Origin of the sequence: Nocardiopsis mangrovi, from assembly GCF_042653925.1 — a bacterium.
Taxonomy (GTDB): domain Bacteria; phylum Actinomycetota; class Actinomycetes; order Streptosporangiales; family Streptosporangiaceae; genus Nocardiopsis_B; species Nocardiopsis_B mangrovi.
Map to the genome: position 1 here is coordinate 32,236 of NZ_JBHSFQ010000038.1, position 21,154 is coordinate 53,389.

Sequence of the window (21,154 nt, forward strand, 5' to 3'; positions counted from 1 at the left end):
TGCCCGCGGTCGGCCGAGGTCCCCTACACGTGGAACGGCACCGTGGTGATGACGATCTTGGGCAGGTGGCGCAGGGCGCGCCGCAGGCGGGCGGCGAGGCGGTCGTGCAGCAGGCCGTGCCACCAGCGCCGCGTGACGACCTCGGGCAGGATGACGGTGACCGTGAGGTCGGGGCGCTGGAGGTGGAGCGCCTCGACGTAGTTGACCAGCGGGGCGACGATGGCGCGGTAGGGGGAGACGACCACTTCCAGCGGCAGGTGATCGCCCCACTGCGTCCAGTACCCGCGGAAGCGCTCGGCCTCCTCCTCGCTGGGGCTCAGGTGCAGGGCGAGCACCGGCTGCTGGAGCGAGGCCGCATACGCCAGGGCCCGCATGCTGGCGAGGTCCACGGTCTCGATGGGCACGACCGACAGGTGGTGGATCTCCGAGGGGGTCTCCTCGTTCTCCTCCTCGGTCCTGCCGTCGCCGGCCTCGCCCGGGCCCTCCACGCCGCCGGTGCCCGGTGAGCAGATCGCGTGCCGGGGCAGCTCGATCGCGTGGGGCCGCAGCCGCAGGGCGGCGTCGACGGTGGTGTAGTGGTGGCGCACGCGCAGGGACATCAGGACCAGCAGCCCCACGATGAACACCGCCACCCACGCGCCCTCGGTGAACTTGGCGATCGCGGCGGTGAGCAGCACGAGCGCCGACAGCGTGGCGCCGGTCGCGTTGAAGGCCAGGCTCTTGCGCCAGTGCGGCCCGCGCAGCCGCCACCAGTGCACCACCATCCCCGACTGCGACAGGGTGAAGGCGAGGAACACCCCGACCGCGTACAGGGGGATCAGGGCCGTCGTCACACCGCCGAACGCCGCGAAGATGACGGCTGCCACGACCGAGAGCAGGATGATCCCGTTGCTGAACGCGAGGCGGTCGCCCAACCGCAGGAAGATCCGCGGCGCGTGGTTGTCGCGCGCCATGAGCGACAGCACGCGGGGGAAGTCGTTGAAGGCGGTGTTGGCCGCCAGCAGCAGGATCGCCGCGGTGGCCGCCTGGACGAACACGTACATCCACCCCGTGCCGAAGCTGAGCCGGGCCAGCTGCGAGAGCACCGTCTGGTGGGTGCCGCCGGGGACGGTCCCCGTCAGCTCGATCAGCGCGATCAGCCCCGCGAACAGCGTGATGAGCAGGACGGCCATACACGTCAGCGTCGTGCGGGCGTTGCGCCACTCGACCCGCCTGAAGGCCGGGACCGCGTTGGAGATCGCCTCCATGCCCGTCATCGCCGTGGCGCCCGAGGCGAAGGCGCGCATCACCAGCAGCACCCCCACCCCCTGCGCCGCCTGCGCGTGCGGGGCGGGCGGCGCAGCAGGCGACGACCCGCTGAGGGCCTGGACGAGGCCGGTGATGACCAGCGCGAACATGGCGGCGATGAACGCGTAGGTCGGCGCCGCGAACAGGATCCCGGCCTGGCGGATCCCGCGGAGGTTGCCGGCGAGCAGGACCGCGATGACCCCGAGGCCCAGGGGGACGGTGGCGGGGACGAGAGCGGGGACGGCCGAGGTGATCGCGGCGACGCCCGCGGCGACCGACACGGCGACGGTGAGGATGTAGTCGGTCATCAGGCCCGCCGCCGCCACGAGCCCGGGCAGCCGCCCGAGGTTCTCGCCGGCCACGATGTAGGAGCCGCCGCCGTGGGGGTAGGCGCGGATCGTCTGGCGGTAGGACACCGCGACGGCGAGCATGAGGAACACGATCGCCGCGGAGATCGGCACCGTGTAGGCCAGCCCGGCGGCCCCGGCCACGATCAGGACGGTCAGCATGGCCTCGGGCGCGTAGGCGACCGAGGAGAGGACGTCGGCGGACAGCACGGGCAGCGCGATCAGCTTGCGCATGCGTTCGCGCACGAGCGCGGTGTTGCGCAGGGGGGCGCCCAGCAGCGCCCGCCGCACGCGGTGGGCGGCGCGGCCCAGCCGGGTCGGCGGCAGGTCGGCCGCCTCGGCGGCCTCGGCCTCGTGCTCGGTTCCGCCCAGGCCGGTGACGCGGACCAGGCGGACGACCGGGGCCGGCCGGATCTCGTGCCGTTCGGGGAAGCTGCCCAGGTCGGGGTCGACCGGCAGCGCGCGGCGCCAGACCTCGGGGTCGCGCGACACCCGCTCCCACTCGCGGCCCAGGTGGCGCAGGACCTGGAGCTGCTCGGGGTCCAGAGCGGGCACCGCGGCGGAGGGTCCGGGCGGACCGAGCTGCTGCCCGTCCTCGCTCCCGCCGCTGTCTCGCCTCGTATCCGACATGACACTCAGTGTCACCCACGGTTCGCCGCTGAGTGCGGACCGGCGCGGAGGGGGCGTGGATCGGTTTTCGGCGCGCTCCCGAGCGAATCGATGTTGACGTCGTCAACTTCCGCGGGTATGTTGACGACGTCAACCGCCCCTTCGGTGGGCTGCGGCGCACCGCCCCGGGCCCGCGGGCCGCCCCGCCGGAGCGGAGCGCACCCCGGCACCGATGGACGGTCCCGGACCGCCGCGCCCCCGACCACCCCCCACCGCTTCGCAGGAGGCACACCCACATGGCCGACACCCCCCGCCCCGCCGTCGTCACCGGATCCACCGCGGGCATCGGCGAGGCCATCGCCCGGCGGCTCGCCGCCGAAGGCCGGCCCGTCGTCCTCGTCGGGCGCAGCGACGAGCGCCTCGCCGCGGCGCGGCGGCGCATCCTCTCCGCGGTCCCCGCCGCCCGGGTGGCCACCGAGCGCGCCGACCTCTCCCTCATGGCCGAGGTCCGCGCCCTCGCCGACCGCCTGGCCGGCGGCACGCCGCCCGAAATCGTGATCTCCAACGCCGCGCTCATGGCCCCGGTCGCCGAGACGACCCCTGAAGGCGTCCAGCGGACGCTGGCCGCCAACCACCTCGGCCCCTACCTGCTCATGCGCTCCCTCATCCGCCCCCTGGAAGGCCGCACGGCGCGCTTCATCGTGGTGGGGGCCGACCCGGGGGCGCTGGCCCGCCTCCCCGTCGACCTCGACGACCTCGGCTTCACCCGGCAGCGCCTCGGCCCCGTCCCGAGCTTCCGCCCGTTCGTCGCCTACGGCCAGACCAAGAACATGAACGCGATGTTCGTCTACGGCCTCGCGCGCCGGCTCGCCGACGCCGGCATCACCGGCATCACCGTCAACGGCGCCCACCCGGGCATCATCAAGGACACCGAGCTGGGCCGCGATTCGCGCGGCGCGCTGTGGCTCTTCCAGACCGTGCTCGGCAACCTGGGCCGCAGGCCCGGCCCCGACGTCGGCGCCGACACCCCCGCGTGGCTGGCGTCCTCCCGCGCCGTCGACGGCGTCACCGGCCGCTTCTACGTCGAGCGCAGGGCGGTCCCCACCGCCGGCCACACCACCGACCGCGCCCGCTGCGACCGGCTGTGGGAGGAGAGCGCCCGCCTCACGGGACTCCCGGCGGACCTGTGACCGGCGCCACGCGCCTTCGGCCGCCGCGCCACCGGGATCTCTCCGCAGGTCGGAGGGCGGCGTGAGGGGTCCGTTGCCTGGGTGTTACGGCGTGACACGCCACGGAAACCCCGGCTTCCTAACGTCGTCGGGGACCCCACGTCGACGAGGAAGGCCGGGCCGTGACGTCCCCAACCGCGACACCGCACCGCACCACCGGGCGCTGGATCAGCCAGTGGGACCCCGAGGACACCGCCTTCTGGGAGCGCTCGGGGCGCCGGATCGCCAACCGCAACCTGTGGGCCTCGATCTTCGCCGAGCACCTGGGCTTCTCCATCTGGACCATATGGTCGGTGCTCACCCTGTTCATGACCCCCGAGACCGGGTTCGACTACACCCCCGCGCAGAAGTTCCTGCTCGTGTCGGTGGTGACCCTGGTCGGCGCCGTCCTGCGGGTGCCCTACACCCTCGCCGTCCCCAAGTTCGGCGGGCGCAACTGGACACTGGTCTCGGTGGCCGCCCTGCTCATCCCCACCGGCCTGGCGATCCTGCTCATCCAGCGGCCCGAAACGCCCTTCGCGGTGTTCGTGCTCCTCGCCGCGACGGCGGGCCTGGGCGGCGGGAACTTCTCCTCCTCCATGTCCAACATCAACGCGTTCTTCCCCGAGCGCAGCAAGGGCTGGGCGCTGGGCCTCAACGCCGGGGGCGGCAACATCGGGGTCCCCGTGGTGCAGCTGGTCGGCCTGGGGGTCATCGCGGTGCTGGGCGTGTCCTACGGCCACGTGCTCGCCGCCCTCTACATCCCCCTGCTCGCGGCGGCGTGCTGGGTGTCCTGGCGGCACATGGACAACCTCTCCGGGGCCCGCGCCGACATCGGGGCGCAGCTCGCCGCGGCGCGCGACCGCGACTTCTGGATCATGTCGTTCCTCTACATCGGGACCTTCGGATCGTTCATCGGGTTCGGCTTCGCCTTCGGGCTGCTCCTGCAGAACCAGTTCGACCGCACCCCGCTGGAAGCCGCCGCCGTCACCTTCATCGGCCCGCTGCTGGGCTCGCTGGTGCGCCCCCTCGGCGGCCTGCTCGCCGACCGGCTCGGCGGCGCCAAGGTGACCCTGTGGAACTTCGCGGCGATGGCGGCCGGCACCGGAGTCATCATCCTCGCCTCCACCCAGGACTCCCTGGCCCTGTTCACCGCCGGGTTCATCACGCTGTTCCTGCTCACCGGGGTGGGCAACGGGTCGACCTACAAGATGATCCCCGCGATCTACGCCGCCCGCGCCGCCGACATGGCCGACGCCGGCACCCCCTCCGCCGAGGCCACCGCCCACTTCAAGCGCGTCGCCGGAGCGGTGCTGGGGCTGGTCGGCGCGGTGGGCGCGCTCGGCGGCGTGGCGATCAACCTCGTCTTCCGCCAGTCCTTCGAGAGCTTCGGCGGCGCCACCCCCGCCTACGCCGCCTTCCTCGTCTTCTACCTGGTGTGCATGGCGGTCACCTACACCGTGTACATGCGCCGGCCCGCGGCCGCCGCCACCGCGCCGGCCCCGGCCACCCTGCCATGACCCGGACCCACTGCCCCTACTGCGCCCTCCAGTGCGCCATGCACCTGGAACCGGGTGCCGACGGCGCACTGGCGGCCCGGCCCGCCGCGTTCCCCACCAACCGCGGAGGGCTGTGCCGCAAGGGCTGGACTTCCGCGGACCTGCTCGCCTCGCCCGACCGCATCACCGCGCCGCTGATGCGCGCCGGGCGCGGCACCGGGTTCACCGAGGTCGACTGGGACACCGCGCTGGACCACGTGGCCGGCCGCCTGCGCGAGCTGCGCGCCGGCCACGGCCCCGACTCCGTCGCCGTCTTCGGCAGCGGTGGGCTCACCAACGAGAAGAGCTACCTGCTCGGGAAGTTCGCCCGCGTGGCCCTGGGCACCTCCCAGATCGACTACAACGGCCGGTTCTGCATGTCCTCGGCCGCCGCCGCCGGGATGCGCGCTTTCGGCCTTGACCGCGGGCTGCCCTTCCCGCTGGCCGACCTGGGCGGCGCCGACGTCGTCCTGCTCGCCGGCGCCAACCCCGCCGAGACCATGCCGCCGATGATGGGGCACCTCGCCGCCCCGCGCCTCATCGTCGTCGACCCGCGCCGCTCGGCGACCGCCGAGCAGGCCCTGGCCAACGGCGGCCTGCACCTGGCGCCCCGCCCCGGCACCGACCTGCCCCTGGCGCTGGGCCTCCTGCACGCCGCCCGCACCCAGGGGCTGCTCGACCACGCCTACATCGACGCCCGCACCACCGGGTTCGACGACGCCTGGCGGCAGGCCGCCGCCTGGTGGCCCGAGCAGACCGAACACGTCACCGGGGTCCCCGCCGCCCACATCCGCCGTGCCGCCCACCTGCTGGGCACCGCCGCCCGCGCCTACGTCCTCACCGGCCGCGGCGCCGAGCAGCACGCCACCGGCACCGACACCGCCGGCGCCTGGATCAACCTCGCCCTCGCCCTGGGCCTGCCCGGGCGGCACGGGTCCGGCTACGGCTGCATCACCGGCCAGGGCAACGGCCAGGGCGGGCGCGAGCACGGCCAGAAGGCCGACCAGCTGCCCGGGTACCGCAAGATCGACGACCCGCGCGCCCGCGCCCATGTGGCCGGAGTGTGGGGGATCGCCCCCGAGGACCTGCCCGGCCCCGGGCGCAGCGCCTACGAACTCCTCGACGCACTGGGGACCGACGGCGGCCCGCGCGCGATGCTGCTCTTCGGCTCCAACCCCGCCGTTTCGGCGCCCGACGCCGGCCGTGTCCGAAACCGCCTCGCAGCCCTGGACCTGCTGGTCGTGGCCGACTTCGTGATGTCCGAAACCGCGCGCATGGCCGACGTCGTCTTTCCGGTCACCCAGTGGGCCGAAGAGGACGGCACCATGACCAACCTCGAAGGGCGCGTGCTGCGCCGCCGCGCCGCGGCCGCCCCGCCCGAGGGGGTCCGCACCGACCTGCGGCTGATCGGCGACCTCGCCGCGCGCCTGGGCCAGCCCGCCGGCCGCTTCCCCGCCGACCCGGACGAGGTCCTGGCCGAGCTGCGCGCCGCCTCCGCCGGCGGCACCGCCGACTACTCCGGCGTCACCGGAGAGCGGCTGGCATCCGGCGAGGAGCTGCACTGGCCCGTTCCGGCCGGCGGGGCGCCCACCCCGCGGCTGTTCCTCGACTCCTTCGCCCACCCCGACGGCCGCGCCCGGTTCGCCCCCGTCGCCCACCGGCCCCCGGCCGAGCCCACCGACACCGCCTACCCGCTCATCGCCACCACCGGCCGGCTCATGGGCCACTACCAGTCCGGCGCCCAGACCCGGCGCATCCCCGAACTCGCCGCGGCCGAGCCCGAGGCCTACGTCGAAGTCCACCCCGACACCGCCGCGCGCGCCGGCCTCGCCCACGGCGACCCGGCCCTGGTCACCTCCCGCCGCGGCACGACCCGCGCCCGGGTCCGCCACCGCGCCGACGCCCGCCGCGACACCGTCTTCCTGCCGTTCCACTACGGCGGCGACCAGGCCGCCAACAACATCACCAACCCGGCGCTCGACCCCACCAGCCGCATGCCCGAGTTCAAGGTCAGCGCCGTCCGCCTGGAGCCGGACGGCCCCGACCGCCAGGGAGGTACCGCGTGAACCCCGCGCCCCGCCACGTCGTTCTGATCGGCAACGGGATGGTCGGCTCCCGGTTCGCCGACGAAGTCGCCCGCCGCGACCCCGCCGGGGAGCGCGTCCGGCTCACCGTCGCGGGAGCCGAGGCCGACCCCGCCTACAACCGGGTCCTGCTGCCGGGGCTCGTCGCGGGCACCCACACCTTCGACGACATCCGGCTGCCCTTCCCCGACGGCCCCGCCATCACCCTGCGCACCGGCACCGCCGCCACCGGCCTGGACACCGCCGCGCGCCGCGTCACCCTGGACGACGGCACCACGGTGGACTACGACGACCTCGTCCTGGCCACCGGCGCCCGAGCCGCCCTGCCCCCGCTCGACGGCGTCATCGCGCTCGACGGCGCCCCCGCCGAGGGCGTCAGCGCCCTGCGCGACATGGCCGACACCCGGCGCGTCCTCGCCCTCACCCGGCCCGGCGCCCCCGTGGTCGTCCTCGGCGGCGGCGTGCTCGGCCTGGAGGCGGCACGCGCGCTGGTCGAACGCGGGGCCCGCGTGTCGCTCGTCGAATCCTCGCCGTGGATCATGCGCCGCCAGATCGACCGCCCGGCCGCCGAGATCCTCGCCGGCCGCTACGCCGCCATCGGGGTCGACGTGCACTCCTGGCGGGTGGCCGCGCGCTGGATCCCCGGCACGGGGCTGGAACTGGACGACGGCCGGGTCCTGGCCGGCGACGCCCTCGTCGTCACCGCCGGGGTCCGCGCCGAGACCGGGCTGGCGGAGCGGGCGGGCATCCCCGTCGACCGCGGGATCCTCGTGGACGACCGGCTCACCAGCGGCGACCCGCGCGTGCACGCGATCGGCGACTGCGCCCAGCACAGCGGCGGCTGCGCGGGCCTGGTCCAGCCCGGATGGGAGCAGGCCGCCGTCCTCGCCGACCTGCTCACCGGCACCGACGTGGGCGCCCGCTACCGCGGAGCCCGGCCGGTCACCCGGCTCAAGGCCGAGGGGATCGACCTGACCGCCCTCGGCGACGCCGAAGCGGAGGACACCGCCGAGACCGTCACGATCGCCGACCCCCACGGCGGGCGCTACGCCAAGCTGTCGGTGAGGCAGGGCCGTATCGCCGGAGCCGTCCTGCTCGGGTTCCCCGAATCGGCGTCGTCCATCGCCCAGATCTACGACGGCGACGCCCCGGTCCCCGACGACCGGCTCGCCCTGCTCCTGGGGCGACCCGCGGCCGACACCCCGGCGACGCCGGAGACGGCCGACCCCTTGATCTGCCGCTGCAACGCGGTCGCCCGCAGCACCATCGAGTCGGCCTGGCTCGACGGCGACCGCACCCGGGAGGCGATCGCGTCGGCGACCCGGGCCACGACGGGCTGCGGGGGCTGCACCCGCGACGTGGACGCTCTTCTGTCGCAGTGGGCGTCGACCACCCCGGCCAAGGTGCCGTGACCCGGCGTCCTGGAACGGGGAACGCCGGCGTGCGGTCGGCGCGGCGGGCGCGGGGCACCGGTACCGGGCCGCGCCGGAGTGAGGAGGGGTGCGCGTCGGCGCGGGTTCCGGCGCCGCGGTGCACGGCCGTCGCCGCCCGGCCGGGTGCCGGCCCGCGCCCGGCGCCGTCTAGACTCCGGGTAGTCGGGACGAACGGGCTGCCTGCGCCGCCCTGAAAGCTGGTGTGGTGACGTGAGCGGTTTGGGGAAGTGGAGTCTCGGCATCGGGGCGGGGCTCCTGGTCGTCTCCGTGCTCTGCGTGGTGCTGGACCTGGTACCGGTCGGGGTGATCGCGGGCATCCTGGGCCTGGTGGCGGTCGGCATGGCCGGTTATGACGCGGTCTACGAATGGCTGCACCGCGCCGAGCTGCGCCGCCGGGGGGCCAGGGCCGCGGCAAGGGCGGCCCGGGAACGCGAAGCGCGCGAGGGCCGCTGACCGCACTATGGCGTGGTCGGCCAGGGACACGCCCCGGGCCGATGCGCGGCGCGATGGGCCCGGCGACAGGGGAGCCGGCTACGAGCCGTGGGGTGAGCCCTGCGTGCGCCGGTCACGGGCGGCGGCCGGCGTGGGCGTCGCCGCGGCCACGGGCACACCCGGGAGGCCGTCGATGCTCTCGGCGTTGCGGGTGCGCCAGTAGTTCTCGAAGTGGGCCTCGTCCCTGCGCCCGTGCTGGCGGTCGAGGAGGTCGCGGTCGCCCCGCTGCTCCATCAGCGGGACCGAGAACCCGCAGGAGTCGGCGATGCGCACGACGTCGACCACGATGATCGACCGCTGGCCCAGCGTCCGCTCCTTGGGGAACAGCGCGCGCAACCCCGCGAACCCGTCGTCGGCGGGGCGGACGACGCGGCCCCGGCCGTGGAGGCGGACGATCTTGGGCGGGCCGTCGAAGGCGCAGAACATCACCACGATCCGGCCGTTCTCCCGCAGATGGGCGATGGTCTCGGTGCCGGAGCCCGAGTAGTCGAGGTAGGCCACGGTGGATCCGTCGACCACGGCGAACGTCCCCGCCATGCCCTTGGGGGACACGTTGACGTGGCCCTCACCGGCCAAGGGCGCCGTGCCGACGAAGAACACCGGCTGGGAGAGCAGGAATCCGGCGAGCCCGGCGTCGATCGATTCGTAGGTCTTGCCCATGCCCGAAGTCTCCCACGCGGTCCCGTTCCCGACATTCCCTTTTCCGGACTCGCCGCGATCCGTCCGGACGCGTGCCGGCGCGCCCACCGTGAGCGGCGCCATCCCCTCGCACACACCGCCGGGGGCGCCCAGCCGCGGGCCTTATCCCTGGCCGGAGCGTTTCACGCGCTTCTCACCTGCGGTGACAGCACAACGAAACACCGCCTTCATGTCCGGCTGACGGAGTGGAAACACCCTCCGGGTTGCCTGGTTCCCACATAGGCCGCCGCCCCAGTGCCCGTTCCGCTTCCGCGCGGTATCGGAAGGGCAGCGAGGAGGAGCACGAGGTATGAGACAGCTCGTCGTCATCGGTAACGGCATGGTGGGCCACCGCCTCGTCGAGGCGGTGCGCGCTCGCGACGGCGCGGGCGCCTGGCACATCACCGTCCTCGGTGAGGAGCCCCGCCCCGCCTACGACCGGGTGGCCCTGTCCTCCTACTTCGACGGCGCGACGGCGGACGACCTGAGCCTGCCCGACCTCGGCGTGCACCCCCACGTGGACGTGCGCCTGGGCGAGACCGCGACCGCCATCGACCGCGACGCCGGCACCGTCACCACCGCGAGCGGCGCCGTCCTGGGCTACGACACCCTGGTCCTGGCCACCGGGTCGACCCCCTTCGTGCCCCCCGTGCCAGGCCGCGACCTGCCCGGCTGCCACGTCTACCGCACCATCGACGACCTCGACGCCATCACCCGCACCGCCGAGGGCACCGGAACCGGGGTCGTGATCGGCGGCGGGCTCCTCGGACTGGAGGCCGCCAACGCCCTGCGCCTGCTCGGCGTGCGCACCCATGTCGTGGAGATGGCGCCCTGGCTCATGCCCCGGCAGGTCGACGAAGGCGGCGGCGCGCTCCTGGGCCGCCTCATCGACGAGACCGGCGTGACGGTGCACACCGAGGCCGGCCTCACCGCCATCGAACCCGGCGGGACACCGGGCATGCTGCGCGTCCGCCTCGGCGACGACCGCCACATCGACGCCGGGATCGTCGTGTTCTCCGTCGGCGTGCGCCCCCGCGACGAGCTCGCCCGCTCCGCCGGGCTGGAGCTGGGCCCGCGCGGCGGGGTCGCCGTCGACACCGCCTGCCGCACCAGCGATCCCCGCATCCACGCCGTCGGCGAGTGCGCCAGCACCGACGGCACGGTCTACGGCCTCGTCGCCCCCGGCAACGCCATGGCAGAAGTCGTCGCCGACCGCCTGGCCGGCGGCGACGCCGAGTTCACCGGCGCCGACACCTCCACCAAGCTCAAGCTCCTCGGCGTGGACGTCGCCAGCTTCGGCGACGCCGCCGCCACCGCCGAGGGCGCCCTGGAGGTCGTCGTCAACGACGCCCCCGGCCGCCGCTACGCCAAGCTCGTCGTCTCCGACGACGCCACGACGCTGCTCGGCGGCGTCCTGGTCGGCGACGCGACCGCCTACGCCGGGCTGCGCCCGCTGGTCGGCCGCGAGCTGCCCGGCGACCCGCTCGACCTCATCGCCCCCGCCCGCGGCGAGGGCGGGGGAGGGGCGGGCGTCGCGGCGCTGCCCGCCGACGCCCAGATCTGCTCGTGCAACGCCGTCACCAAGGGCGCCATCCTGGAGGCCATCGGCGACGGCGCGGCCGACGTCCCCGCCGTCAAGTCCTGCACCCGCGCCGGCACCAGCTGCGGATCGTGCGTGCCGATGCTCAAGACGCTGCTGGCCGAGGCCGGGGTCGAGCAGTCGTCGGCGCTGTGCGAGCACTTCACCCACTCCCGCGCCGAACTCGTCGAGATCGTGCTCGCCACCGGCGTCTCCACCTTCTCCGAGCTCATCGCCCGGCACGGGACCGGGCGCGGCTGCGACATCTGCAAGCCCGCGGTCGCCTCCGTCCTGGCCTCCCTGGGGGGCGGCCACATCCTCGACGGCGAGCAGGCCGCCCTCCAGGACACCAACGACCACTTCCTCGCCAACATCCAGCGCAACGGCACCTACTCCGTCGTGCCCCGGATACCCGGCGGCGAGATCACGCCCGAGAGGCTCATCGTCATCGGCGAGGTCGCCCGCGACTTCGGCCTCTACACCAAGATCACCGGCGGGCAGCGGATCGACCTGTTCGGCGCCCGCGTCGAGCAGCTGCCCGAGATCTGGGGGCGGCTGGTCGACGCCGGCTTCGAGTCCGGCCACGCCTACGGCAAGGCGCTGCGCACGGTGAAGTCGTGCGTGGGCACCACCTGGTGCCGCTACGGCGTGCAGGACTCGGTGGGCATGGCGATCGAGCTGGAGCTGCGCTACCGCGGCCTGCGCTCCCCGCACAAGCTCAAGGCCGGGGTCTCCGGGTGCGCCCGCGAGTGCGCCGAGGCCCGCGGCAAGGACTTCGGGATCATCGCGACCGACAACGGCTGGAACCTCTACGTCGGCGGCAACGGCGGGTTCACCCCGCGCCACGCCCAACTGCTCGCCTCCGACCTCGACGGCCCCACCCTCGTCCGCTACATCGACCGGTTCCTGATGTTCTACGTCCGCACCGCCGACCGGCTCCAGCGCACCGCCGCCTGGATCGAGGCGCTGGACGGCGGCCTGGACCACCTGCGCGCCGTCGTCGTCGACGACTCCCTGGGCATCGCCGCGGAGCTGGAGGCCGCCATGCGGCGCCACGTCGCCGACTACAGCGACGAATGGCGCGGCGTCCTGGAGGACCCCCACAAGCTCGCCCGGTTCGTGTCGTTCGCCAATGCCCCCGAGGCGCCCGACCCCACCATCAGCTTCGAGGTCGAACGCGACCAGCCGGTACCGGCCGGTCCCGTCGCCCTCGGACTGCCCGTCCGCCGGCCCGACACCCTGGAGGTCTGATCGTGACCGTGACCGTACGCACGCTGCCGCCCCGCGCCGCCTCCACCGGCTGGATCACCGCCTGCCCCGCGGCCCGGCTCACCGCCGAGCGCGGCGTCGCCGTCCTGCTGCCCGACGGCGGCCAGGTCGCGCTGTTCCGCACCCACGACGGCGCGCTGCACGCCGTCGGCAACATCGACCCGTTCAGCGGCGCCGCCGTCATGTCCCGCGGGATCGTGGGCGACCGCGCGGGCGAGCCCACGGTCGCATCGCCCATGCTCAAGCAGGTGTTCTCGCTGCGCACCGGGGCCTGCCTGGACGACCCGGCGGTCCGCCTGCCCATCTACGCGGCCCGGCTGCGCGACGGTGCCGTCGAGGTGCGGGTCGAAGCCGACGAGACATCGGCATGACCGCCGCAGCCGCCGTTCCCGCCGCACGCGCCGCGGGCCCCGCCGGGCCCGTGGCGCCGCTGGCCGGGTTCACCGTGGCGGTCACCGCCGCCCGCCGCGCCGACGAGCTCGCCGCGCTCCTGCGGCGCAAGGGTGCGGCGGTGACGTGCGCGCCGGCGCTGCGGATCGTGCCGCTCAGCGACGACCAGCGCCTGGCGTGGGTCTCGCGCGACCTCATCGCCCGGCCCGCCGACATCGTCGTGGCCACCACCGGCATCGGCTTCCGCGGCTGGGTGGAGGCGTGCGAGACCTGGGGGCTGGCCGAACCCCTGCTGGCCTCGCTCCAGGGCGCCCGGCTCATGGCGCGCGGGCCCAAGGCCAAGGGCGCCATCCGCGCCGCCGGGCTCACCGAGGAGTGGTCGCCGCCGTCGGAGTCCTCCGCCGAGGTCCTGGACCACCTGCTGGCAGCGGGGGTCGACGGGTTGCGGGTGGCCGTCCAGCTGCACGGCGAACCGCTGCCCGACTTCACCGCGGCGCTGCGGATGGCCGGCGCCGAGGTGGTGGAGGTCCCCGTCTACCGGTGGACCGCGCCGGAGGACGTCGCAGCGCTCGACCGGCTCATCGACACCGTGATCGGCGGCGGCGTCGACGCCGTCACCTTCACCAGCGCCCCGGCCGCCGCAGGGCTGCTGGACCGCGCCGCGGTCACCGGCGTCCGCGAGGGGCTGGTGGGGGCGCTCAGCGGCGGCGTGGTCGCCATGTGCGTGGGGCCGGTGACCGCGGGCCCGCTGATGAGCCTGGACATCCCGACCGTGTGGCCGGCGCGCGCCCGCATCGGCGCCCTGGTCAAGCGGCTGTCGGAGGAGCTGCCCGAGCGCTTTCCCACCCTGCCCGTCGCGGGCCACCGGATGCGCCTGCGCGGCCAGGCGGTGCTGCTCGACGGTGCGGTCCGGCCCGTATCCCCGGCGCTCATGCGGGTGCTGCGCGAGCTGTCCCGCCGCCCCGGGCGGGTGCGCGACCGCGCCGATCTGCTGGCCTGTCTGGGCGGCGACGCCGACGCCCACGCGGTGGAGACCGCGGTGGCGCGGCTGCGCACGGCCTTGGGCGACCCCAAGATCATCCAGACGGTCGTCAAGCGCGGCTACCGGCTCGCCCTCGACAACGGCGACTGCCCGCCGGAGGAGGGGCCGGCGGAGGCGTGACCCCACGGGCACGGCCGGGCCCCGGCCGTGCCGCTTCGCCCGCACGAGCCGTGCTCACGAATCGGCGCCCCTGGACCGTGAGGGGCGCGGTATCCACGAGGGGATGAGATGACGCCCACTCTGCTGCTGGCCGTCCACGGCACCCGCGACCCGCGCGGTACCGCGGCGGCGCGGGCACTGGCCCGCCGGGTCGCGCACCGCACCGGTGCGCCGGTGCGCCTGGGGTTCGCCGATGTGCGCGGCCCCGACGTCGGAGAGGCCGCCGCGGCCGTCGACGGACCGATCGTCGTGGTCCCGGCCTTCCTCGCCGCCGGATACCACGTCGGCGTCGACATCCCCGCCCAGCTCCAACGGGCCGGCCGCGCCGACGCCCGGCTCACCCCCGCCCTGGGCGGGGACGCCCGGCTCGTCGCCGCGGCCGCGCACCGCCTGCACCAGGCCGGATGGCACCCGGGCGACGCCGTCGTCCTGGCCGCCGCCGGGTCCTCCGACCCCAATGCCCTCGACCAGGTCGCCGACGCGGCGGACCGGCTGAGCGGGGTCCTGGGCACCCGGGTCACGACCGGCTACGTCACCACGGCGACGCCGTCCGTGCCCGACGCGGTCGCCCGCGCCCGCCGGCGTCCCCGGCAGCGGGTCGCGATCGCCGCCTGGCTCCTGGCACCCGGCCTGTTCCACCGGCGCCTCGCCGAGGCGGGGGCCGACCTGGTCGCCGCCCCCCTGTGCCCCGACGACGGCGTGGTCGCCGCCATCGCCGCCCGCTACCACTCCGCGGCGGTGGCGGCCGTGGCGCCGGCCTGACCCCTGCCGGCCGGGGCGGGAGGGGCGTTCACCCGGAGGTCCGCCCGGCCCGGGGACGCGGGCGACGTGACCGGGAGGTCGGTCCGCCCTGGAGGGAGCGGGCCCCGGCAGCGGGACACTCGGGGCGTTCGGTGTGGGGGTGAGCACGGCGGTATCGGCTCGGCCGGCCCCGCCGGACGGCGTACCGGTCCGCCCGGTAGGCCGCCGGCACCCGGCCGCACCAGCGGGCGCGACGGGAACGCCGTCCGGCCCGGTGTACCGATACCGACGCGCCGACGGATCCTCCGTGTCCGGAGCCGGTCATGGCGGACCCGCCGCGGGGTGCGGGGCGCCTGGTGTGCGTACGGTGGGTACGTGGGGCGCACGGGAACCGGGGCCGGGTGGCCGGAACCGGAAAACGCCGGGGCGCAGCCTCTCTAGAGGGCATATCCACAGGGACCGGCTCCGAGCCCGATGGGGGAGAGGCATGACCGCCGCCGAATCGACCAGGTCCGCCGCTCGGAAATGGGAGGCCGACGACCCCCGGTACGACCGCGTGGCCGGGGCCTGGGTGGGCGCCGCGGCCGCGGCCTGCATCGTCGGCGCGCAGCCCGGGATGGCCGCGCAGCTCGCCGAACCCGCCGGCGCCGACACCGCGGCGGCGCGCCTGGGCCGGGTGCTGGACGCGGCGCTGCGCGGCCTCGACGCCTCCCACCCCGCCGGCACACCAGGAACCATGGGCCCCGCCGGCCCGCCGGTGTCCGCGGGCCCCGCCGGGCGTGCGTGGGCGTCGGCCCTGCGCCGCACGGCCGTCACCGGGGTGGTCCCGCCCGTCGACGGTGCCGTGCCCGCGGAGTCGCCCATGGGCGCGGCCTGGCGGGCGGTGGTGTCCACCGACGTCCCCGAACTCGACCCCGGCAGGCGCGTCTTCCCCTGCTCGCACCTTGTCGAGGCCGTGTGGCGGGCCTCGGACTCCGGCGGCGACGCGGCCGCGATGTGCGCGGGGGCGCTCGCCGGTGCGCGCTGGGGTGTCTCCGGGGTCCCGTTGGAGGCCCAGCGCCGGCTGGCCGACACAGTGTCGCCCCGGTCGCTGGTCACCCGCGGAGTGGTCCTGGCGCGCGGCAGCGAGCCGTCCGACTGGCCCGAGGGCGAGGGGTACCACACGGGCGCCTCCGTCTACATCGACACCGCCTTCCACACCGCCCACCCCTACGACCCCGGGGTGGTCCTGGGCAACCTCGCCCACCTGCGCGCCGACCCCGACGTCGACGCGGTCGTCACCCTCAACCGCGTCAGCGCCGGCGACGCCCCCGCGCGCATCCCCGGGCGCGACCGCGTGGAGGTGTGGCTCGCCGACCGCGAGAAGGTCAACCCCAACCTGCACTTCGTGCTCGACGACGCGGCCGGAGCGGTGGCGGCCCTGCGCGCCGAGGGCAAGCGGGTGCTCCTGCACTGCGCGGCAGGACAGTCGCGCACCCCGGCGGTGGCCGCCCACTACGCCGCCCAGACCTGCGGTGTCCCGGTGGTGGAGGCGCTGCGGCGGATCGTGCGCGCGGTGGGCGGCCATCTCAACACCCCCGAACTGGCCCGCGCGACGGCCGCCCTCAACGGTGTCCGCCTGTCCGACCCGCTCCGCGACCTCTTTCCCGAGGGCCCGCCTCCGCTGCGCCCCCTGCCGCCCTCCTGACCGGGCGGAGCAGCCCGGCCCGCCCGGGCCTCGACCCCCGCGGCGCCCCTGAAGCAGACCGCCGGCCCCGGGAGCCGGGGCGCGGGAACGGTGGCGGTCGATCGTGGATCACCGGGTGGATTCGTCTGCTCTGCGGACGCGGCGGTGGGCCGGGAGGTCAGGCGCGTAGGGCGTCGGTTCCGTCGGCGGAGCCCAGGCCGGAGGCGCAGGCGGTGAGTGCGCGGCGCAGCGCCGCGGCGTCGTCCGGGGCGACGTCGCGGAGCATCTGCTGTTCGATCCGGTCGGCGCCGCGGTCGCAGGCGTTCAGGGCGGTGTGTCCGGCGTCGGTCAGGTGCGCCCGCAGGACGCGGCGGTTGGCGGCGTCGGGCTCGCGCATGATCATCCCTTTGGCCTCCAGGGCGCCGACCATCTCGGTCGCGGCCTGCGGGCTCACGAAGGAGCGGCGGGACAGCTGGGCGGCTGACAGCCCCGGCTGGGCCCGCAGGACGCTCAGGGCGGTGTATTGCAACGTGGTCAGCCCGTGCTCGCGGGTGATCTGGTCCAGCTGCGCGCGTGCGATGAGTTCGACGCGCTTGACCAGGTAGATGATGCGCGGGCCGGGGTTCTGCGGGGCGTGTCCCGGGTCGTCGGCCGCACGGGCGGGATCCGTCATGGTTGACAGGTTATCAAGGTCCTTGTTACATCTTATCAAAGTCCTTTATATAAAGGAGTTTGCTATGGCCCCTGGTGCCGAAGCCACGTCGGGCGACGCGCCCGGCCCTTGGGGAAGGACGGTCCTCGTCACGTTCGACGAGGGCATCGCCTGGGTCGCGCTCAACCGCCCCCACAAGCGCAACGCGATGAACCCCGAACTGAACGACGAAATGGTCCGCACCCTGGACGCCCTGGAGGGCGACGAGCGCTGCCGCGTGCTCGTCCTCACCGGGGCAGGCGATGCCTGGACGGCGGGCATGGACCTCCAGGAGTACTTCCGCGACGTCGACGCGGCCGACGACCCGGCGCTGCAGAACCGGGTCCGCCGCGCCGCCGCGGACTGGCAGTGGCGACGGCTGGCCGCGTACCACAAGCCCACGATCGCCATGGTCAACGGCTGGTGCTTCGGCGGAGCCTTCACCCCGCTGATCGCCTGCGACCTCGCCATCGCCGACGAGGACGCCCGCTTCGGCCTGTCCGAGATCAACTGGGGGATCCCGCCCGGCGGGGTCGTCAGCCGGGCGCTGGCCGCCGTCGTGCCCCAGCGCGACGCCCTGTACCACATCATGACGGGCGAGACCTTCGACGGTCGCGCCGCCGCCCGGATGCGCCTGGTCAACGAGGCCGTTCCCGCCGACGCCCTGCGCGCGCGGACCCGGGAACTCGCCCTCCGCCTCGCCGGCATGAACCCCGTTGTGCTGCGGGCCGCCAAGACCGGCTACAAGGTCGCCGCCGCGATGCCCTGGGACCAGGCCGAGGACTACCTCTACGCCAAGCTCGAGCAGTCGCAGTTCCGCGATCCGGAGCAGGGGCGCAGCCGCGGCATGCGGCAGTTCCTCGACGACAAGAGCTTCCGCCCCGGCCTCGGCCACTACACGCGCGGCTGAGCAGGCGCGCGCACGGCCCGGACGGCGCGGCACCGGGCATCCCTCCACCGCTCAGGGGCACCCCCGGAACGGAGAACACCGTGGCCAGCCCTTCCCGACCCCCGACCACCGCCGCCCACCGCGAGGCCCGCAAGGTCGCCGTCGCCGCCTTCATCGGTACCAGCATCGAGTGGTACGACTTCTTCCTCTACGGCGCCGCGGCGGCGCTCGTCTTCGGTCCCCAGTTCTTCCCCTCCGAAAGCGCGCTCGCCAGCCAGTTGGCCGCCCTGTCCACGTTCGCCGTCGGATTCGCCGCCCGCCCGCTCGGCGGCATCGTCGCCGGCCACCTGGGCGACCGCATCGGACGCAAGCACATGCTGGTGGTGTCGCTGCTCGTCATGGGCGGGGCGACGGTCCTGGTGGGGCTGCTGCCGACCTACGCCCAGATCGGCGTCGCCGCGCCGATCCTGCTCGTGCTCCTGCGGCTGGCCCAAGGGCTCGGCGTGGGCGCGGAGTGGGGCGGGGCCGCCCTCATGGCCGTCGAACACGCGCCCGAGGGGCGCCGCGGGCTGTACGGCGCCGCCCCACAGCTCGGCGTGCCCGCCGGGGCGATCGCGGCGAACCTCGTCATGCTGGCCGCCTCCACCACCACGGCCGAGGCGTTCGCCGCGTGGGGATGGCGGCTCGGCTTCGTCGCCAGCATCGTCCTCATCGGCGTCGGCTACGTGATCCGCCGCCGCGTCAGCGAGAGTCCGCTGTTCGAGGAGAGCCGGCGCACCCCCGGCGCCCTGCGCTCCGCCCCGCTCGTCGAGGTCCTGCGCGGCCATCCGCTCGACGTCCTGCGCGCCGTGTTCGCCACGGCCGCCTGCACCGGGCTCGGCTACATCGTCCTCACCTACACCCTGTCCTACGGGACAACGGAGCTGTCGTACTCCCGCGACACCCTCCTGGTGGTCGTCACGCTCGCCAGCGCGGTGCAGCTCGGAGCCGTCCTGGGCTGGTCGGCGCTGACCGACGTGCTGGGACGGCGCCGCGTGTTCATCGTGGGCGGCCTCGCCCAGATCGCGATCGGGCTGCTGTTCTTCCCGATGTTCGACCGCGGCGCGTTCGGCTGGGCGCTGCTGGCGTGCTGTCTGGCGGTCACCGTCGTCTCCGCCCAGTACGGTCCGCTGCCCGCGCTGCTGGCGGAGCTGTTCCCCACCCGTGTGCGCTACAGCGGCATCTCCGTCGGCTACCAGGTCGGCAACGTGATCGGCGGCGGACTCGCGCCCATCGCCGCCACCGCGCTCTTCGCCACCGCGGGCGGCTCGGGCGCCGTGGGCGTCTACCTCGCCGGGATGGCGCTGCTGGCCACACTGGCCGTCCTCCTCACCCCGGAAACCTCAGCACGCGACCTGCGGACCATCTGACATCGGGTCGAAGGGACCGCCATGCGCAACCACGGCATCGGATCATGGCCCGGCCGCAGGAGCCGCGCGTCCGGCGCGCTCACCGCCCTCGTACACGCGGGACGCGCCGCCACCTACCGGGAGCTCGACCAGCGCTCCCACCGGCTGGCCCACGCCTTGGCGGAGCGCGGGGTGGCACGCGGCGACCGCGTCGCCTACCTGGGCCCGAACCGGCCCGAATTCCTTGAGGCCATGTTCGCCGCCGCGCTGCTGGGCGCGGTGTTCGCCCCATTCAACACCCGCCTCGCGCCGGCCGAGCTGGAGGCCCTCGCGCGCGACAGCTCGCCCGCCGTCCTCGTCGCCGACGCCCGTCGTGCCGCCGACGCCACCGCCCTGCGCGACGCCGGCCTGGTGGGCGGGCTCCTCATCGCCGGCGGTGGCGGCGCCGACGACGACCTGGACCGCGCGGTCGCCGCCGCCCGGCCCGAGCCGATGGACCGGCCCGTCGGGCACGCCGACCCCTTCCTGCTGCTCTACACCTCCGGCTCCACCGGCCGCCCCAAGGGCGTCGTGCTCACCCACGGCAACGTCACCTGGAACTGCCTGAACACGCTGGTCGACACCGACCTGGCCAGTACCGACACCGCACTGGTCAGCGCGCCGATGTTCCACACAGCGGCGCTGAACATGCTGTGCCTGCCCACCCTGCTCAAGGGCGGGCGGCTGATCCTGGAGGAGCGCTTCGACCCCGAGCGCACCCTGGACCTCGTGGAGCACGGCGGCGTGACCGTGATGTTCGGCGTCCCCACCATGTACGACCGGATCGCCGACTCTCCGCGCTGGGCGTCCGCCGACCTCTCCGGCCTGCGGCTGCTGCTGTGCGGCGGTGCCCCCGTTCCTCCGGCGCTCATCGAGCGCTACACCGGCCGCGGGCTGGTGTTCGTGCAGGGATACGGCATGACCGAGTCCGCCCCGGGCGCCCTGCTGCTGCCCGCGGCCGACTGCCGGCGCAAGGCCGGCAGCGCCGGAGTGGCGGCGTTCTTCACCGATGTACGCATCGCGGGTTCCGGTCCGGGCCCGGCCGAGGTCCTGGTGGAGGGCCCCAACGTCACCCCGGGCTACTGGAACCGGCCTGAGGAGACGGCGGCGGCGTTGCGCGGGGGCTGGCTGCACACGGGCGACGCCGCCGAGGTCGACGGGGACGGCTACTTCCGCATCGTCGACCGGTTGAAGGACATGTACGTCACCGGCGGTGAGAACGTCTACCCGTCCGAAGTCGAGGCCGCCTTGTCCGGCCACCCCGCCGTGCGCGAGTGCGCCGTGGTCGGCGTGCCGGACGCGGCCTGGGGGGAGGTCGGCGCGGCGCTGGTCGCGCCCGCTGCCGGCCGGCGGCCCGGCACCGGCGAACTGTACGCGTTCCTGGCTCAGCGGCTGGCCCGGTACAAACTCCCCGCGACCATCGCGTTCACCGACGAGCTTCCGCGCAACGGGGTCGGCAAGGTCGACAAGCCGGCGCTTCGCAGCCGCCTCGCACCCGCGGACCAGGGCCGCGCACCGGGCGGATCGACGGGGACGTAAGGCCCGTAAGACCCGCCGTCCCACGTTCCGTGCGCGCGTCAGTGGCGGGGTCGGTATGCCGGCGAGGATCCGAACGACGATCTCGG

At 74.9% G+C, this 21,154-nt stretch carries 16 protein-coding genes; 13 read left to right on the forward strand and 3 right to left on the reverse strand.

Annotated elements, in window-relative coordinates; translation table 11 throughout:
- Positions 1–23: 23 nt before the first annotated feature.
- The gene (locus ACFO4E_RS26725; protein ID WP_378579440.1) at positions 24–2,264 is read right to left on the reverse strand and encodes an APC family permease; all 2,241 of its coding nucleotides are present in this window, start codon (positions 2,262–2,264) and stop codon (positions 24–26) included.
- A gap of 275 nt (positions 2,265–2,539) precedes the next feature.
- Here ACFO4E_RS26725 and ACFO4E_RS26730 point away from each other — a divergent pair, with 275 nt between their 5' ends.
- The 5 genes from ACFO4E_RS26730 to ACFO4E_RS26750 all read left to right on the forward strand — a co-directional run bounded on the left by ACFO4E_RS26730 (position 2,540) and on the right by ACFO4E_RS26750 (position 8,959).
- Positions 2,540–3,433, forward strand: coding sequence for an SDR family NAD(P)-dependent oxidoreductase (locus ACFO4E_RS26730; RefSeq protein WP_378579444.1), 894 nt, complete (start codon positions 2,540–2,542; stop codon positions 3,431–3,433).
- Positions 3,434–3,594: 161 nt separating this feature from the next.
- Complete coding sequence (locus ACFO4E_RS26735; protein ID WP_378579446.1) at positions 3,595–4,971, forward strand: MFS transporter; 1,377 nt, start codon at positions 3,595–3,597, stop codon at positions 4,969–4,971.
- Complete coding sequence (locus ACFO4E_RS26740; protein ID WP_378579449.1) at positions 4,968–7,055, forward strand: molybdopterin oxidoreductase family protein; 2,088 nt, start codon at positions 4,968–4,970, stop codon at positions 7,053–7,055. The genes ACFO4E_RS26735 and ACFO4E_RS26740 overlap by 4 nt, the downstream gene beginning before the upstream one ends.
- A complete protein-coding gene (locus tag ACFO4E_RS26745; RefSeq protein ID WP_378579452.1) occupies positions 7,052–8,485 on the forward strand; it encodes an FAD-dependent oxidoreductase in 1,434 nt (477 codons plus the stop codon). Before ACFO4E_RS26740 ends, ACFO4E_RS26745 begins: the two co-directional genes overlap by 4 nt.
- A gap of 240 nt (positions 8,486–8,725) precedes the next feature.
- On the forward strand, positions 8,726–8,959 hold the full coding sequence (locus tag ACFO4E_RS26750; RefSeq protein ID WP_378579455.1) for a hypothetical protein: 234 nt from the start codon (positions 8,726–8,728) through the stop codon (positions 8,957–8,959).
- Positions 8,960–9,037: 78 nt separating this feature from the next.
- Here the strand turns inward: ACFO4E_RS26750 and ACFO4E_RS26755 are convergent, their stop codons facing one another.
- Positions 9,038–9,658 carry a pyridoxamine 5'-phosphate oxidase family protein gene (locus ACFO4E_RS26755; RefSeq protein ID WP_378579459.1) on the reverse strand — a complete coding sequence of 207 codons (621 nt, stop codon included), beginning with the start codon at positions 9,656–9,658 and terminating at the stop codon, positions 9,038–9,040.
- 328 nt (positions 9,659–9,986) lie between these two features.
- Between ACFO4E_RS26755 and nirB the strand changes: the two genes are divergently transcribed.
- The 5 genes from nirB to ACFO4E_RS26780 all read left to right on the forward strand — a co-directional run bounded on the left by nirB (position 9,987) and on the right by ACFO4E_RS26780 (position 16,543).
- Positions 9,987–12,506 (forward strand): nitrite reductase large subunit NirB, encoded by a 2,520-nt coding sequence (gene nirB / locus ACFO4E_RS26760; RefSeq protein WP_378579463.1) that lies wholly within the window; start codon positions 9,987–9,989, stop codon positions 12,504–12,506.
- Positions 12,507–12,514: 8 nt separating this feature from the next.
- Entirely contained in the window at positions 12,515–12,895 is a 381-nt protein-coding gene (gene nirD / locus ACFO4E_RS26765) for a nitrite reductase small subunit NirD (protein WP_378579498.1), read from the forward strand.
- Entirely contained in the window at positions 12,892–14,076 is a 1,185-nt protein-coding gene (locus ACFO4E_RS26770) for a uroporphyrinogen-III synthase (protein ID WP_378579467.1), read from the forward strand. Before nirD ends, ACFO4E_RS26770 begins: the two co-directional genes overlap by 4 nt.
- 108 nt (positions 14,077–14,184) lie before the next feature.
- Positions 14,185–14,877, forward strand: coding sequence for a sirohydrochlorin chelatase (locus ACFO4E_RS26775; RefSeq protein ID WP_378579470.1), 693 nt, complete (start codon positions 14,185–14,187; stop codon positions 14,875–14,877).
- 466 nt (positions 14,878–15,343) lie between these two features.
- Positions 15,344–16,543, forward strand: coding sequence for a hypothetical protein (locus ACFO4E_RS26780; RefSeq protein WP_378579473.1), 1,200 nt, complete (start codon positions 15,344–15,346; stop codon positions 16,541–16,543).
- Between the two features lie 157 nt (positions 16,544–16,700).
- Here ACFO4E_RS26780 and ACFO4E_RS26785 read toward each other — a convergent pair whose 3' ends face one another.
- Entirely contained in the window at positions 16,701–17,195 is a 495-nt protein-coding gene (locus tag ACFO4E_RS26785; protein WP_378579475.1) for a MarR family winged helix-turn-helix transcriptional regulator, read from the reverse strand.
- Between the two features lie 64 nt (positions 17,196–17,259).
- Here ACFO4E_RS26785 and ACFO4E_RS26790 point away from each other — a divergent pair, with 64 nt between their 5' ends.
- The 3 genes from ACFO4E_RS26790 to ACFO4E_RS26800 all read left to right on the forward strand — a co-directional run bounded on the left by ACFO4E_RS26790 (position 17,260) and on the right by ACFO4E_RS26800 (position 21,068).
- The gene (locus tag ACFO4E_RS26790) at positions 17,260–18,123 is read left to right on the forward strand and encodes a p-hydroxycinnamoyl CoA hydratase/lyase (protein ID WP_378579477.1); all 864 of its coding nucleotides are present in this window, start codon (positions 17,260–17,262) and stop codon (positions 18,121–18,123) included.
- A gap of 80 nt (positions 18,124–18,203) precedes the next feature.
- Positions 18,204–19,511, forward strand: a complete 1,308-nt coding sequence (locus tag ACFO4E_RS26795; protein ID WP_378579479.1) for an MFS transporter — start codon at positions 18,204–18,206, stop codon at positions 19,509–19,511.
- A 21-nt stretch (positions 19,512–19,532) separates the two neighbouring features.
- Positions 19,533–21,068, forward strand: coding sequence for an acyl-CoA synthetase (locus ACFO4E_RS26800; RefSeq protein ID WP_378579481.1), 1,536 nt, complete (start codon positions 19,533–19,535; stop codon positions 21,066–21,068).
- Positions 21,069–21,154 lie beyond the last annotated feature (86 nt).